Annotated in this window: 15 protein-coding genes; 10 read left to right on the top strand and 5 right to left on the bottom strand. The window is 67.9% G+C overall.

The features are described from left to right. The first annotated feature begins 173 nt into the window (after nucleotides 1-173). Nucleotides 174-1,241: a peptide chain release factor 1 gene (gene prfA / locus AC3A3G_RS11730; protein WP_200216119.1), complete on the top strand. Its 1,068-nt coding sequence runs from the start codon at nucleotides 174-176 to the stop codon at nucleotides 1,239-1,241. Nucleotides 1,242-1,250: 9 nt separating this feature from the next. On the opposite strand, the gene AC3A3G_RS11725 is transcribed toward prfA, so the two are convergent. Beyond that, nucleotides 1,251-2,522 carry a YihY/virulence factor BrkB family protein gene (locus AC3A3G_RS11725; RefSeq protein WP_234287863.1) on the bottom strand — a complete coding sequence of 424 codons (1,272 nt, stop codon included), beginning with the start codon at nucleotides 2,520-2,522 and terminating at the stop codon, nucleotides 1,251-1,253. A gap of 78 nt (nucleotides 2,523-2,600) precedes the next feature. Between AC3A3G_RS11725 and prmC the strand changes: the two genes are divergently transcribed. Together prmC and AC3A3G_RS11715 are read left to right on the top strand one after the other, a co-directional pair. Next, the gene (prmC, locus tag AC3A3G_RS11720; RefSeq protein ID WP_200216118.1) at nucleotides 2,601-3,509 is read left to right on the top strand and encodes a peptide chain release factor N(5)-glutamine methyltransferase; all 909 of its coding nucleotides are present in this window, start codon (nucleotides 2,601-2,603) and stop codon (nucleotides 3,507-3,509) included. Nucleotides 3,510-3,786: 277 nt separating this feature from the next. Next, nucleotides 3,787-4,674 (top strand): DUF4167 domain-containing protein, encoded by an 888-nt coding sequence (locus AC3A3G_RS11715; RefSeq protein WP_234287862.1) that lies wholly within the window; start codon nucleotides 3,787-3,789, stop codon nucleotides 4,672-4,674. Nucleotides 4,675-4,689: 15 nt separating this feature from the next. On the opposite strand, the gene AC3A3G_RS11710 is transcribed toward AC3A3G_RS11715, so the two are convergent. Next, a complete protein-coding gene (locus tag AC3A3G_RS11710) occupies nucleotides 4,690-4,983 on the bottom strand; it encodes a hypothetical protein (RefSeq protein WP_200216116.1) in 294 nt (97 codons plus the stop codon). Nucleotides 4,984-4,992: 9 nt separating this feature from the next. Between AC3A3G_RS11710 and AC3A3G_RS11705 the strand changes: the two genes are divergently transcribed. The 3 genes from AC3A3G_RS11705 to AC3A3G_RS11695 all read left to right on the top strand — a co-directional run bounded on the left by AC3A3G_RS11705 (nucleotide 4,993) and on the right by AC3A3G_RS11695 (nucleotide 7,406). Next, the gene (locus tag AC3A3G_RS11705; protein WP_487488255.1) at nucleotides 4,993-6,111 is read left to right on the top strand and encodes a hybrid sensor histidine kinase/response regulator; all 1,119 of its coding nucleotides are present in this window, start codon (nucleotides 4,993-4,995) and stop codon (nucleotides 6,109-6,111) included. Nucleotides 6,112-6,195: 84 nt separating this feature from the next. Continuing rightward, nucleotides 6,196-6,912 (top strand): DUF4893 domain-containing protein, encoded by a 717-nt coding sequence (locus AC3A3G_RS11700; protein WP_487488254.1) that lies wholly within the window; start codon nucleotides 6,196-6,198, stop codon nucleotides 6,910-6,912. A gap of 89 nt (nucleotides 6,913-7,001) precedes the next feature. Continuing rightward, the gene (locus AC3A3G_RS11695) at nucleotides 7,002-7,406 is read left to right on the top strand and encodes an SPFH domain-containing protein (RefSeq protein ID WP_125900338.1); all 405 of its coding nucleotides are present in this window, start codon (nucleotides 7,002-7,004) and stop codon (nucleotides 7,404-7,406) included. A 31-nt stretch (nucleotides 7,407-7,437) separates the two neighbouring features. On the opposite strand, the gene dapE is transcribed toward AC3A3G_RS11695, so the two are convergent. Next, nucleotides 7,438-8,631: a succinyl-diaminopimelate desuccinylase gene (gene dapE / locus AC3A3G_RS11690; protein WP_487488253.1), complete on the bottom strand. Its 1,194-nt coding sequence runs from the start codon at nucleotides 8,629-8,631 to the stop codon at nucleotides 7,438-7,440. A gap of 137 nt (nucleotides 8,632-8,768) precedes the next feature. Here dapE and AC3A3G_RS11685 point away from each other — a divergent pair, with 137 nt between their 5' ends. Next, a complete protein-coding gene (locus AC3A3G_RS11685) occupies nucleotides 8,769-10,037 on the top strand; it encodes an MFS transporter (RefSeq protein WP_368923539.1) in 1,269 nt (422 codons plus the stop codon). 133 nt (nucleotides 10,038-10,170) lie between these two features. On the opposite strand, the gene AC3A3G_RS11680 is transcribed toward AC3A3G_RS11685, so the two are convergent. After that, nucleotides 10,171-11,205 (bottom strand): 2'-deoxycytidine 5'-triphosphate deaminase, encoded by a 1,035-nt coding sequence (locus tag AC3A3G_RS11680; protein WP_343830123.1) that lies wholly within the window; start codon nucleotides 11,203-11,205, stop codon nucleotides 10,171-10,173. Nucleotides 11,206-11,298: 93 nt separating this feature from the next. Between AC3A3G_RS11680 and apaG the strand changes: the two genes are divergently transcribed. After that, on the top strand, nucleotides 11,299-11,706 hold the full coding sequence (apaG, locus tag AC3A3G_RS11675; RefSeq protein WP_200166266.1) for a Co2+/Mg2+ efflux protein ApaG: 408 nt from the start codon (nucleotides 11,299-11,301) through the stop codon (nucleotides 11,704-11,706). A gap of 493 nt (nucleotides 11,707-12,199) precedes the next feature. Here apaG and gcrA read toward each other — a convergent pair whose 3' ends face one another. Continuing rightward, nucleotides 12,200-12,739 carry a cell cycle sigma 70 cofactor GcrA gene (gene gcrA / locus AC3A3G_RS11670; RefSeq protein WP_125900344.1) on the bottom strand — a complete coding sequence of 180 codons (540 nt, stop codon included), beginning with the start codon at nucleotides 12,737-12,739 and terminating at the stop codon, nucleotides 12,200-12,202. A 235-nt stretch (nucleotides 12,740-12,974) separates the two neighbouring features. Here gcrA and AC3A3G_RS11665 point away from each other — a divergent pair, with 235 nt between their 5' ends. Further along, entirely contained in the window at nucleotides 12,975-13,814 is an 840-nt protein-coding gene (locus AC3A3G_RS11665) for an ABC transporter permease (protein WP_487488252.1), read from the top strand. A gap of 86 nt (nucleotides 13,815-13,900) precedes the next feature. Next, complete coding sequence (locus AC3A3G_RS11660) at nucleotides 13,901-14,815, top strand: M20/M25/M40 family metallo-hydrolase (protein ID WP_487488251.1); 915 nt, start codon at nucleotides 13,901-13,903, stop codon at nucleotides 14,813-14,815. The last annotated feature ends 28 nt before the right edge of the window (nucleotides 14,816-14,843 follow it).

The raw sequence follows: 14,843 nt of genomic DNA, 5'->3' as shown, positions 1-14,843 counted from the left end.
TTTGTTTCAGCCCCGTGGAGCTAGGGGTTTTGCAGATGCGAAGGAACCGGCCTGACGGGCTTGTGACGGCTGTTCACGATTGCTCCATGAGCGCGTGTAGAGGCGTTTTTATCGACACGGCGCCGCGTCGCGGGTAAGGCTCCGCGCTCGATTTTCTCAGCAAGGACACGCCGTTGCGACTGCCTCAGGCCCGGCTCGATCAGGTGCTCGACCGCTTCCATCAGGTGGAGGCGCGCATGGGCGCGGCCTCGGACGGCGCCGAGATCGTGCGCCTGTCCAAGGAGCACGCCGAGCTGAAGCCGGTGGCCGACGCGGTGCAGGCCCTGGCCCGCGCCCGCGCCGAGGCGGACGACCTGAAAGTCATGGCGGCCGACCCGGAAATGGCCGCCCTGGCCGCCGACGAACTGGACGCCCTGACCGAGCGCCTGCCGGGCCTGGAGCGCGAGGTCGCCCTGCTGCTGGCCCCGCGCGACGCCGATGAAAACGCCTCGGCCGTGCTGGAAGTGCGCGCGGGCACCGGCGGCGACGAGGCGGCCCTGTTCGCGGGCGATCTGTTCCGCATGTATTCGCGCTACGCCTCCATGCGCGGCTGGCGGGTCGAGATCGACAGCGCCACCGAAGGCGACGCCGGCGGCTACAAGGAGATCATCGCCACGGTGACGGGCGACGGCGTGTTCGGCCGCCTGAAGTTCGAGAGCGGCGTGCACCGGGTCCAGCGCGTACCGACGACCGAGGCGGGCGGACGCATTCACACCTCGGCGGCCACAGTCGCCGTCCTGCCCGAGGTCGAGGACGTCGAGATCGAGATCCGCGACCAGGACATCCGCATCGACACTTATCGTTCGTCCGGCGCGGGCGGCCAGCACGTCAACAAGACCGACTCGGCTGTGCGCATCACCCACCTGCCGACCGGGATCGTCGTCACCTCGTCCGAGAAGTCGCAGCACGTGAACCGCGACAAGGCGATGAAGAATCTGCGCGTGCGCCTCTACGACATGCAGCGGCAGGCCAAGGACGCGGCTCGCTCGGATGCGCGCAAGTCGCAGGTCGGTTCGGGCGACCGGTCCGAGCGCATTCGCACCTACAACTTCCCGCAGGGGCGCGTGACCGATCACCGCATCGGCCTGACCCTGCACAGTCTGCCGCAGATTCTGGAAGGCGAGATCGATCCTCTGCTGAACGCTCTGATCGCCGAGGACCAGGCCGCGCGCCTGGCCGACCTGGAGGCCGAGTTCGCCTAGGGCGTCGCTTCAGGGCCGCTTCTTCCTGGTGCGACGTCGCAGCACCCGATCGCCCAGGCTTTCGGCGTACTTCAGCGTATAGGCCAGGGCGGCCGGATTGCCGCGCCGTGCGCCCACGGAATCGGCCATCACCGCCCCGCGCTCGCCGATGGGCCGGGGCGCGCCGATGGTGGTGTCGATGGCCGTCTGGTGCTCGATCTCGGCGTTCAGCCGAGCGCCCATCAGGATCACCTGCACCGAGATCCAGGTCCACAGCAGGAAACCCATGGCGGCCGCCAGCGGGCCATAGGAATCTGTGCGCACGAAGGTGGTCAGGAACCAGCTGAACAGGAAGGAGACCAGCAGGCTCATCGTCGCTGCGAACAGCGCCCCCGGCGTCAGCCAGCGCCAGCGCGCCCGCGCCCGGCTGGGCCCCAGTCGATAGATCAGGGCCAGCGCCCCTGCATAGCCGAAAAACAGCAGCGGCCAGCGCAGCGGAGCCAGATAGGCCCATTCGTCCTCAAGGCCGAACACCGCCAGCACTACCGGCACCCCGACCACCAGTGTCGAGCTCAGCAGCACCGCCGCCATCGCTGAGACGGTGAAGCCCATGCACATCAGATTGTAAACGACGATGTTGCGCCGCTCGACCTCATGATAGGCGAGGTTCAGGCCGTAGAAGAGGGTTTTTACGCCGCCGTTGGCCGCCCACAGCGTCAACAGCAGGGTCCAGGCCAGGGTGAAGGTCAGTTGGCCGGTCGAATTGCCCGCCAACCGCGTCATCTCCGTCCCCAGAAACTGCGCCACGTTCGCCGGCAGCACCTCATAAAGGAAGCTCAACTGCCCCCAGGCGTCGGCCGGATCGGCGAACAGACCGTAGATGGTGACGAAGGCGCCCAGCGTCGGAAACAGGGCCAGCAGCATGAAGAAGGTCACGCCTCCTGCGACGAAGCCGACGCGGTCGCCGAAATAGCCCATGACGGTGCGCCACAGAATGTCGACCCAGCCCTTGTGCGGAATCTGCCTCGGCCGCTGGGCCAGACGGCCGCGACCCGGCTCCTTGTCGTCATAGTCTTCGGGCGTCGGATCGCGCGGGGGCAGGGGCTCGGGCCGCTCGGGGCGCAGCTCCAGGCCGAAGCGATGGCCTTGAGTATAGAGCAGATGCGCCGCCGTCGCCCCCGTCGCCAGTCCGCCCGCCGCAGCGGCCAGATAGCGCAGCAGTCCGCCCGTCGCGCCGTGTGATCCCCGCGCAGCCCGACGTTTTCCGACGCGCGGCGCGCGATGATTCGACCGTGGTTTCATCCCCATTCGCCCTTCAACGGCCACGCTGCCTGGCCGTTCCGTCTTGAAATCATGCGTCACAGACCCCAATCACCGGGGATGTCTGATCAGAACACCCAACCGACTCTGCTGACCGCCTGGAAAGGCGCCCAGGCGCGCCTGAAGGCCGCTGGTATCGACAGCCCCTCCATCGACGCCCGCATTCTGCTGGAGACGGCGACCGGAGCGGGGCGCGTGGATATTCTGAACGATCCCTATCGACTGGTCACGCCGGAACAGGCGCAGGCGCTGGAAACCCTGGTCGAGCGACGTCTGCGGCGCGAGCCCGTGTCGCGTATCCTGGGCCGCAAGGGGTTCTGGAAGATCATGCTGAACGTCACGCCCGACGTGCTCAGCCCGCGGCCGGACACCGAGACCCTGCTGGATGTCATCGTCCGCGCCTTTCCGCCGCACAAGGCGTTCGACATGATCGATCTGGGCACCGGCTCAGGCGCCATCCTGCTGGCGACGCTGGCCGAGCGATTCGGCGCGCGCGGCGTCGGCACCGATATCTCGTCCGAGGCCATCGCCGTGGCGCGCGAGAACGCCGCCAACCTGGATTTGAACAGCCGCTGCACCTTCCTGCGCACGGACTGGGCGACGGGCTTCGCTGACGACAGCTTCGACCTGGTGGTGTCCAATCCGCCCTACATCCCGAGCGGCGATATCGCCGGCCTGGATCCCGAGGTGCGCGATCATGACCCGCATCTGGCGCTGGACGGCGGCCCGGACGGGTTGCAGCCCTATCGCGACCTGGCGCCCGAGATTGCGCGCATCCTGCGCCCGAACGGCATCTTCGCAGTCGAAATCGGCTGGGATCAGGGCGAGGCGGTCAAGGCCTTGTTCGAGGCGGCGGGCTTCATCGACGTGAAGGTGGTCAAGGATCTGGGCGACCGCGACCGCGTGGTCACCAACGGCCCGGATCCGCGCGTGGAGCCTATCCCTGAAGCTGAAGCGCCGATGCAATAAAAACCCTTGGCAAAGCGTCTCTGTGCGCGCTAAGTCCGTGGTGTTCCCCACTCAGACGCATTCTTTTCGAGCAGGTTCGCTCGCTTAAGCGCATCGGAGTTCAGTGACGGTCGCGCCCCTAGGACGGACGCGGCGGACCACGGGGAGCGCACGGTTTTCCGAACAGCTCGCACCGGGGATTGGCCCCGAACGAACGGAACGACGAACAGGGCCCCGACCGTCTCCACGACGGCGGCCCGCACCAGCACGGTAAGCTCCGATGAGAGATTTCAAGGGCATGAAGCGTCAACGCGGACGCAACCGTAAGCCCGGCGGCGGCAATAACGCCAACGCGACCAATCCGAACCGCTCGTGGGACTCGCAAGGTCCAGAGAATATCAAGGTCCGCGGCAACGCCCAGACCGTCTATGAACGCTACATGCAGCTGGCGCGTGACGCCGCGGCCGCCGGCGACCGCGTTCTGGCTGAGAACTACACCCAGCACGCCGAACATTATTTCCGCGTCCTGCGCGCGCTTCAGCCGCAGCGTTCAGTGAGCGAAATCGCTCAACGCGAGCAAGCGGGCCAAGGTTTCGATATCGACTTCGAGGACGAGTCCGGCGCACAGGCGGCAGCCATCATCGCCGCCCAGCAGGCTGAAGAACGCCGCGTCGAGGATGAAGCTCGCCGTCAGGCCGAACGCGCCGAGCGCGAGGCCAATCGTGACCGCGATCGTGATCGCGACCGGGATCGTGACGGCTCCGACCATGGCGGCGCCGACAGCGAGGGCCGAGAAGGCGGCCGTCGCGAAAGTCGCCGCGAACGCTGGGAGCGTCGTCGCGACGAACGCAATCGCCGCTTCGAAAACACCGAGGGCGAGCCTGGCGTCGCCGCCGATGACGAAAACGCCGCGCAGGGCGAAGATCGTCCGACCGAGGTCGTCGCATCGAGCGATGAGACGACGGTTGAGCGTGCGCCGCGCGCTCCTCGTGCGCCGCGCCGTCCGCGCGGGGGAGCTGAGGATGAGGCCGTACAGTCGACCGACGACGCCGCCGCCTTGCCGGGCTTCCTGACACGTCCCATCACCGCTGAAGACGGCGCCTCGGTTGAACAAGACGCCCCGCCCGCACCCAAGCGCCGTACGCGTCGCAAGGCCGAGCCGGCCGTCACCGACGACGAAGGCTGAGCGCGCTCTATTCTACTAAAGCGAGCGCCTACAGAAAAATACAACCTTTGATCGGCCATCCTTCTCTTGACGGGAGGATGGCCGATGGAATTCGTTGTGCTGATTCTGGCTCTCGGCCTCGCGACGGGCGTCGCCGGGCTCAGGCTTTCGTTCGGGGCCCATGGCCGCATTCGCGCGGCGCAACGTCTGCATGATCGCCAGATGGACGGCGCGCGACGTCGGATCGTCCAACTTGAAGCGGCCCTTGTCGATGCGGACGCGATTCGAATGCGGGCGCAGGATAGCGCTTTGCAGGGACGTCGGCGCCATGCTGATCTGATGGCCGCCGTCAGCCGCCAGATGCGCTCCCCGCTGGAGGGGGTTCTCGGCTTTTCCGACCTTCTGCGCCTGAACGCGGCGGGGGAGCCGCTCAGTCACCGTCAGCGGCAGGCGGTCGAGCGGATCCGCGAAGCCGCCGCCCGGCTGCTGATCCTGGTCGAGGGCATGAACACACTGGCAGGCGCCGAGCGACCCGTCTCAGCCGTGCTTCAAGCCGTCGATCCCCTGCTGCTGGCGCACAAGGTCTGCCTGGCTTTCGAGATAGAGGCGACGGCGGCCGGAGTGTTACTGACCCTGCCCGAGCCGAAACCGGGTCTGACCGCCCTAGCGGACCCTGAACGGCTGACGCGCATCCTCTCCGCCCTGATCGCCAACGCCGTGCGCCACAACCGTCCAGGCGGAACGGTGACGATCGAGGGGCGCCGCGTCGGAGCCGAAATACAGGTGACGGTGCGCGATAGCGGCCCCGGTCTATCATCGGCGCAGCTTGAAACGCTGTTCGAGCCTTTCACCCTTCCGGCGATCGCAGCGGGGCGGGTTTCAGGTGCGGGCCTGGCCGCCGCCAGAGGGTTGGCCGAGGCTATGCAGGGGCGTGTCGAAGCCGAGAGCGTTGAAGGGCAGGGCGCGGCCTTCACCGTCAGCCTGGCCGCCGCACTCGCCGCGCCATCCGACGCCGCCGGCCGTTCCGAGGGGCTGTTGGCGGATCTGCCGCGCATGCCGTCGGGCGTGCTTCTGTACATCGCCCGCGACGCGGCGGCGGTGGCTTTGATGCGACGCCTGACGCAGGACTTCGACGGGCTTCAGCTCCATGTCGCGGCGTCCGTGGACGAGGGCGCGGCGCTGGCGCGCGACCTGCGACCGGACGCTCTCATCCTTGATCTGGATCTGGCGGAGGACGGGGGCGCGGCCTTTCTGAAGACCCTGCGCACGGATCCGACGCGACGCCCGACGCCGGTCCTTGCCCTGACTTCGGACGCGCAGGTTTTGTGCGCCGACGGCGTCGCGGAGCTGCTTCGACGGCCGGTTTCCTTGGCAGACCTGACCGCGACCCTGGCCAGGTTGCTGAATCAGTCCGCAACGGAGTTTTGCGACGCGAGGGTGGCGCGTACGACGTCATAAGTCGGTGCGCAGGGTTGACGCGGCGGGCCATGGCGGCTTCCTAGAGAAATGGGGCTTTCGATCCCTGTCGCGAGGGAAACCGATATGCAGCGCGCGCCGATCCGTTCTTTCCGGCCGACTCTATTGCGAAGCAGCCTGTCGGCGTTTGCGCTTTCAGTCTTGGTCGCCGCCTGCGCCACGACGCCCCCACCGCCGCCGCCGCCGCCGATCCCCGTCGCGCCCGAAGCTCCTGTGGGCGCGGTGCTGGACGATTGGCGCGGGGTCATCACGGCGGCCGATCGTGACCGTTATCAGCGCCGCGCCGCCGCTTGGTCTCTGGCTCTGGAGCAGGCCAAACGACAGCCTGGCTCGGGCGACCTGGCGGCGCTGGGCGAATTGATCGACCCGGAGGCGGCTCGTCCCTCGGTGATCCCGCCGGGCGGAAATTATCGCTGCCGCACCGTCAAGCTGGGCTCGCAGGGCGGCGAGGCGGGGCTGGGGTATGTCGTCTATGGCTGGTTCGCCTGTCGGATCGAGAACACCGCCCAAGGCCTCAAGCTGACCAAGCTCAGCGGCTCCCAGCGTCAGGCGGGCCTGCTCTTCCCGGAGAGCGATCGCGAGATGGTCTTCCTCGGCTCCATGGCTCTGGCCTCCGAACCGGGCGCGCGCGCCTATGGTCAGCGTCCGGAGCGTGACATGGTCTCGGTGCTGGAGCGCATCGGTGAAAACCGTTGGCGCCTGGTCACGCCCTGGCCCGCCAATGAATCCAACCTCGACATACTGGAGTTGGTCCCGGCCCCGGCGTCAGCCCGCCGTCGTTGAGCGATGGGAACTTGATCGACCCGGCTTGACCGGAGACGACGGGAGCCGCCACCTTGCGGCTCCCTCTCTTTCAACATCAGGACAAGCCCATGCGCGGCGTCGGCCTCACGCTCGGATCTATCATCGCTATCGCTGTTGTCCTGGCGGTCGTGCTGATCGGCTTTCCGACCTACAACGTCTATTCCAAGCAGATGGCGGGCAAGGCGGCCTATGAGGAGGCGGTGCAGAACCGTCGTATCCGCGTGCTGGAAGCCCAGGCCGCCCTGGATTCGGCCAAGCTGACCGCCGCCGCCGAGATTGAGCGCGCCAAGGGCGCCAATGAGGCCAACCGCATCATGGCGGAAGCTCTCGGTGGTCCCGAAGCCTATCTGCGTTGGTCCTACATCAACATGCTGCAGGAAACCGCAGGCAAGGAAGGCCGCCAGACCATCTACATCCCGACCGAGGCGGGCATGCCGATCCTTGAGGCCGGTCAGCGGCCTGCGGCGCGGTGAGGAGCGGTTCCGATGGCGAGGCGCTTGCTTTTCAGCCGGCCAACCGCTCCAGCACCGTGGCGATGACACGCTCATAAGCGTCGGTCAGGGCGCGCAGTTCGGCCTCCGGCACGCGCTCGTCGACCTGGTGCATGGTCTGGCCGACCAGGCCCAGCTCCAGCACCGGGCACAGGGCGCGAATGAAGCGGGCGTCCGAGGTGCCGCCGGTGGTCGAGGCTTCGGGACGGCGGCCCAACACGGCTTCCACCGCGTCCTGCACGGCGCTGACGAAGACGCCGGGTTCCGTCAGGAAGGCTTCGCCCGAGCACATGTGCTCCAGCTCGATCCGCAAGCCCGTCTCGGCCTGAAGCGCGCCCGCCTCGCGGTTCAGCCAGTCGATCAGGCCGTCGCCGGTGTGGGTCGGGTTGAAGCGGATGTTCAGCCGCGCCTTGGCCTCGGCCGGGATGATGTTGCTCGCCGGATTGCCCACGTCTATGGTGGTGATCTCCAGGTTCGACGGCGGGAACTCGGGGTAGCCCTCGTCGAGGACGTGGGCGTCGAGGCGGGCCAGCAGCCGGGCGATGACCGGGGCCGGATTGGCGGCGCGGTCGGGATAGGCGACGTGGCCCTGCTTGCCGAAGACGGTGATCCAGGTGTTCAGCGAGCCGCGTCGTCCGACCTTGATCATGTCGCCCAGGTGGTGGGCGGAGGAGGGTTCGCCGACCACGCAGGCGTCGATGACCTCGCCCTCGGCGGCCAGGGTCTGGACCACGCGCTTGGTGCCGTGCAGGGCCGGGCCCTCCTCGTCGCCGGTGATCAGGAAGGACAGGGAGCCTTCGATTTCGCCTTGGGCGAGCACGCGCGACACGGCGGCGACCCAGGCGGCGATGCCGCCCTTCATGTCCACGGCTCCGCGTCCGTAGAGGACGCCGTCGCGGGTTTCGCCCTCGAACGGTCCGGCGCTCCAGGCCTTCAGGTCGCCGATCGGCACCACGTCGGTATGGCCCGCGAAACAAAGGTTGGGCGAGGCCGTTCCGCGCCGGGCGTAGAGGTTCTCGATGCGCGCGTCGTGGCCCACGCCGCTCGGCCCCTCGAACACCATGCGGCGGCAGGCGAAGCCCAGGCCGGTCAGCGCGCGCTCCAGCACGTCCATGGCCCCTTCGTCGGCGGGGGTGACGGAAGGGATGCGGATCAGGTCGCGGGTCAGTTCGACAGGATCGATGACGGAATGTGATGCGGCGTTCATGAGGCTATTGCTTTAGGCATATCCCGCATCCGCGAGAAGGCCCGACGGCCGCGACAGCGCCCCTTGTTTGAAGACGCACCACGACCGTGACGACCGAAAGTATCGATTCCGCCCCGACCGTTCCGCCCCAGCCACCGCTGCCGCCCGGACCGCCGCCCGGTTCGCCGCCTGACGACGGTCCGTCCAGCCCGTGGGGCATTCGCGATTTCCGCCTGCTGTGGCTGGGGCGGATGGTGGCGGTCCTGGGCATCCAGATCCAGTCCTCGGCCCTGTTGTGGCAGGTCTATGAGATCGCCCGGCGCGACCATCCGATCGAGGAGGCCAGCCTCTATCTGGGCCTGGTCGGCCTGTGCCAGTTCCTGCCGCTGCTGGCCTTCACCCTGCCCGCCGGGGCCATGGCCGACCGACGCGACCGCAAGCACACCGTCACCCTGTCGATCATCGTCGAGGGCCTGTGCGCAGGCGCCTTCCTGCTGATGGCGCTGCACGGTTCGCCGCCGTTGTGGGGCCTGCTGGCGGTGGCCGCCGTCTTTGGCGCGGCGCGCGCCTTCCTGGCCCCGGCCAGCCAGGCCTTCCTGCCGATGGTGGTGGGGCGCAAGGCCCTGCCGCCCGCTATCGCCGCCCAGTCCATCGCCTTCCAGACCGGGGCCATCGCCGGTCCGGCCCTGGGCGGGGTCATCGTCGGCTTCAACGTGCCGCTGGCCTACGCCTCGGCCGTGGCGCTCTTCCTGGTGGCGATCGCCTGCTTCGTGCTGATCCGCACCAAGGGCAAGCCGCAGGTCGACCCGTCCAAGCTGGGCCCGGTGCAGCAGGTCAAGGAAGGCCTGGCCTATGTGTGGAAGACCAAGATCGTCCTGGGCGCCATCTCGCTGGATCTGGTCGTCGTCCTGCTGGCGGGCGTGGCGTTGCTGACGCCGATCTTCGCGCGCGACATCCTGCACGTCGGGGCCATCGGCTTCGGCCTGCTGCGGGCCTCGTTCGGGGTGGGGGCCTTGCTGATGGCGCTTTACCTGAGCCGCTTCCCCATTGTGCGCCACGGCGGGCGCTGGATGTTCGGCGCGGTGGCGGTGTTCGGCGTCTGCACCCTGATCTTCGGCCTGTCCAAGAGCGTCTGGCTGTCGGGGGCGGTGCTGTTCCTGGGCGGGGCGGCGGACATGATCAGCGTCAACATCCGCCAGACCCTGATCCAACTGGCCACGCCCGATCACATGCGCGGGCGTGTGTCGTCGGTGTCCATGCTGTTCATCGGCGCCTCGAACGAGCTGGGCGAGGCCTATTCCGGCGTCATGGTGCGCCTTCTGGGGCCGATCGGCGCGGCGGTGTTCGGCGGCTTCGGCGCCCTGGCCGCGACGGGCATCTGGGCCAAGACCTTCCCCAGCCTGAGGAAGGCGAACAGGCTGACCTGATGCGCTCAAGCCGCAGGCGTTAGCGCACGACCCTGATGAAAGAAAAGCGCCGCGATCGGCTGACCGCGGCGCTCACACCCCTCATCCGAGCGCCTACGGCGCCCACCTTCTCCCTCAAGGGGAGAAGGAAAACCTAGCCCCAGGGACGGAAGTGTTTCGACAGCTTGAGCCCTTGGCTCTGGTAGTGGCTGCCGCCCTCGCCGTAGAGACGCGACGGGCGTTCCGTCAGCGGCTCATAGACCAGTCGGGCGACGATCTGGCCGTGTTCCAGCAGGAAGGGGGTGTCGTGGGTGCGGACTTCCAGCACGCCCTTGGAGCCTGCGCCATGCGCCTCGTCCGTGCCGAATCCGGGGTCGAAGAAGCCGGCGTAGTGGACGCGGAACTCGCCGACCGACGGGTCGATCGGGGTCATTTCGGCGGCCTGGTCGACCGGGATCTCCACATCGTCCGACGAGGCCAGGATGTAGAACTCGCCCGGATCCAGCAGCAGTTCGCCCCGGCGCAGGGTCAGCGGTTCCCAGAAGTCGCGCGGGTCGTGGCCGTCGATGTGGTCCATGTTGACCACGCCCGCGTGGCGGCGGCCGCGATAGCCGACGACGCCGTTGTCGCCTGCGCGCAGGTCGACGCCGACGCTGCGGGTCTCCAGCTTGGGCGGCTCGCCCGCCTTGAGGCGCAGTTGGTTCAGCCGCGTGCCCGGTTTGACCAGGATGGAGAAGGTCTGGGGCGCGATCTCGAGATAGAGGGGACCGTCATAGCCCTCGTCCACGTCGTCGAAGCTGCCGCCCTGATCGGTCAGCAGGCGCACGAAGACGTCGACGCGGCCCGTCGAGCTCTTCGGATTGGCGCGGGCGTTCAGCCCCTTGGGCAGGCTGAGGCGCTCCTGCAGGCGGGCGATGTAGACGCAGCCCTTCTCCATCACATAGCCGCCCGACAGGTCGATGGCGTGCATGGCGACGTCGGCGATGCGCGCCTCGACCTTACGCTGGCCAGGCAGGAAGGAGGCGCGCACGCGCCAGGCCTGGTCCGACAGGCGCAGGTCCAGGCTGGCGGGCTGGACCTGGTCGACGTCGAACGGGGTGTCGGAGGCGATGGCGCCCGCCGCGATCAGGGTCTCAATGCCCTGGAAGGGAAGGATGCCGGAGCGGGCGGGAATCTGAAAGCTGGTCATGCCGTCCTGTTCTCACACGGATTTTCTCGTCTGTGTAGCTTGTCGGCGACGACAGACGCTTGAACCCCGCGTACGGCGGGCTGCATATAGCGCATGCACTCCGCTCTTGCCTACTCCGCCGAGACCGAAGGCGTCGTGGTTCGCGTCCGCCCCTCCTATCTGGCGGGCCAGTCGGACCCGGCCGAGGGGCGCTGGGTCTGGGCCTATCAGGTCGAGATCGTCAATCTGAGCGGCGGCCCGGTGCAACTGGTGGCCCGGCGCTGGACCATCACCGACGCCATGGGCCGGGTCGAAGAGGTGCGCGGTCCCGGCGTGGTCGGCGAACAGCCGGTGATCGAGGCGGGCGACAGCTACGCCTACGCCTCGGGCTGCCCGCTGACGACGCCGTCCGGCTCGATGGTCGGCGCCTATTTCATGCAGGACGCCGAAGGCCGCATGTTCGAAGCCGCCATCCCGGCCTTCAGCCTGGACGTGCCGGACGCGCGAAGGGTTCTGAACTAGGGCGAGGGGCGCGGCAGGGGCAGTGATGGCGGCTGACGTCTGCCGTTTTTGTCCCGCGCCTTCTTCCCACACGCCGTCATCCTCGGGCTTGACCCGAGGATCGGACGATCCGCCTGCGTGACATAGGCAGGGCGGAGCGCGCCCGACGCTCGATCCTCGGGTCAAGCCCGAGGATGACGGAGGGGAGGGGGAGGGCGGCAGGGTTGGCACGCAAGCAGCGCGAAGCGCTGCAGGGCCAACGAAAAAACCCTCGCCGAGAGCGAGGGCCTGGAGGGGACTGCGTCAACCCGGATGAACCGCAGTCCCGCCCCGGAGCCCATCGGAAGCCGACGGGGCGGACGGCGGCCCCTCTAGGGGGCGTTCGTGTCGGCTGTGGGGCCGAAAGTCGACGACGCGGCGGCTCTTCTGCTTAAGCAGGGAGCCGCCGCGCGGCGAACGATAGCGGTCACGTCTGCTCAAGCAGCGAGCGACCGCGTCGCGAGCGATAGCAGCCTTAAATGTACCGGCGCAGGCTGCGGGCCAGGTCGGACGAGGCGTCCTTGCCGGCGCTCTTGCGGACCTGGGGCTGGTAGGCGACGCGGGCGTGTTCGACGCAGTAGACGCCTTCCGAGGCGCGGCGGCCGCAGAAGCTGAACTCGCTGGTCGAGGGGTCGCCGATCGGCCATTTGCACATGTGCGCGCCCAGCGTCAGCACCGTGGCGGTGCCGGCCAGTTCCGGCGCGGGCGTCGGAGCCTGGGACGCGGCGGCGATGGCGACCGGGCGCGGGGCTGCGGCCTCGATGCGGCGCGGTGCCGACGGCGCCTGCACCGGCGCGGCCGGGGCGGCGGCGCGCGGACGGGCCGGGCGGAAGGTGGTGCGCGCGGGTTGCGACGGAGCGGCCCGGCCTGACAGGCCCAGGCGGTGCACCTTGCCGATCACGGCGTTGCGGGTCACGCCGCCGCCAAGGGCCTTGGCGATCTGGCTCGCTGACTGGCCTTCCAGCCACAGCTTCTTGAGCGCGCCGACGCGGTCTTCGGTCCAGCCTGGGTTCATGTCGCCCTCCTGCGGAGAAGTCGGATTCAATATCTTGTGCCGGAGTCCGAATTTCGGCCCCTCATCACGCCTCTAATCGTAAATCACCCCTTAAAACACGCAATATGTGGGAATTCACCTGTCCACAGAAACTACATCTAGTATGGTTAATGTCCCGATTTGACTCAACTTCCTGGATGTCATCCACAGGGGCTGCGCCTTGCGAAACCGGCCTGGCTGTCGCATCTGAGGCGGCATGACGCACCTGACCGCCGGTTCCGACGCCTCTTCCGCCGCGCCTCACGGCCTGCCACAACCCCGTCGCTATGACGGGATCAACTGGGTGGGGCTGCGCACCCTCTACCTGAAGGAGGTCCGCCGCTTCTGGAAGGTGGGCGCACAGACGGTGGCGGCGCCGGTGGTGACGACCCTGCTCTACATGATGGTCTTCGTGGTGGCGCTGAAGGGGGCGCGGCCGCCGCTGCACGGCACGCCCTTCGCCGAATTCGTGGCGCCGGGTCTGATCATGATGGCGATCCTGCAGAACGCCTTCGCCAACGCCTCGTCCAGCCTGATCCAGGCCAAGATCATGGGCACGGCGACCGACTTCCTGACCCCGCCCCTCAGCCCGTTGGAACTAACTGTCGGCTTTACCATGGGCGCGGCGACGCGCGGGGTGGCGGTGGGCCTGGTGACGGCGATCTGCGTCATGCCCTTCGCCAAGCTGGGCCTGGCCAACATCGCCCTGATCGTCTGGTTCGGCCTGATCGCCTCCCTGCTGATGGGTATGGTCGGCGTGCTGGCGGGTCTGTGGTCCGAGAAGTTCGACCATCTGTCGGCGGTGCAGAATTTCGTGGTCATGCCGATGACCTTCCTGTCGGGCGCCTTCTACCTGATCGACAGCCTGCCCGAGCCCTTCGCCAGCATCAGCAGGTTCAATCCCTTCTTCTATCTGATCGACGGGTTCCGGGCAGGCTTCATCGGTCATGCCGAGGGCAGTCTGATGGTCGGCGTGGTCATGAGCGCGGTGCTGACCGTGGTCATGGGCGCCGCCTGCTGGCTGGTGTTCCGTTCGGGCTGGCGGCTGAAGAGCTGAGTTCAGATGCGGTCGCATCTGAACTGATTTCGCTTTAAGCAAGGCGTCGAGCGCGGGGCGAGGGGCCTCGCGAAAGGGGCCTCGCCATGTCGTTTCATCTTCGCCTGAAGGCCGCTGTCAGCGGCGCCTGCCTGGTCGCCGTCTGCCTGACGGCCGCGCCGTCGCTCGCTCAGGATCGCGCCGCCGATCTGCGTGAACAGGTCGGGGCCTACGCCAAGCCGTCCAACGCCGAGCGCCTGGAGGTGCTGCTGGGCCAGCTTCGGGCCGAGGGCTTCACGCCGACGGTCGAGACCTTCGAGGGCGGCGGCCGCGCCGGTCCGATGCAGGGCTCAAACGTCGTCGTCGTCATCGGCGAGGGCGAGAAGGAGATCCTGCTGACCGCCCACTATGACGCGGTGAAGCTGCGCGACGGAACGATGGCCGACGGCCTGGTCGACAACGCCGGTTCGGTGGTCGCCCTGATCGAGGCGGCCAAGATCCTGCGCGAAGCGTCGCTGTCGCACCGTATCCGCATCATCTTCTTCGACCAGGAGGAGCTGGGCCTGATCGGCGCACGGAAGTGGATCGAGGCGCATGGGATCGCCAATGTCGCGGCCGTGGTGAACTCGGACGTCGCCGCTTATGGCGACACCATGATGTACGGCCAGAACAACGGGGCGCAGTCGGCCTTCGTCACCCGCGCGGTGCAGGAGCTGTGCGCCGAGCGCGCCCAGCAGTGCGTCGGCTTCCCCGAATATCCGCCGTCCGACGACCGGGCCTTCTCGGCGGCGGGCGCGCCGGTGGTCTCTCTCGGTTTTCAGGACGAGGTCGGCGCCCACCAGATGTGGCTGGCCTTCAACGGCGGCCAGACCAACGGCCTGGCCGAGGGCTTCGTCCCCCAGGTCTTCCGCGTCATTCACTCCAAGGACGACGTCATCGCGGCGGTCGAAGGCCACACCATCGATCTGGCCGGTCGGACCTATGCGGCCCTGATCCAGAAGCTGGATGCGCAACTGCGCTGAATTCGCGCCCCGCGCGGTGTTGACTAAG

The organism is Brevundimonas sp. Soil_N_31, assembly GCF_057655995.1.
Note: the sequence above shows the minus strand (reverse complement) of the source record. Positions and strands in the feature narration are given on the sequence as shown.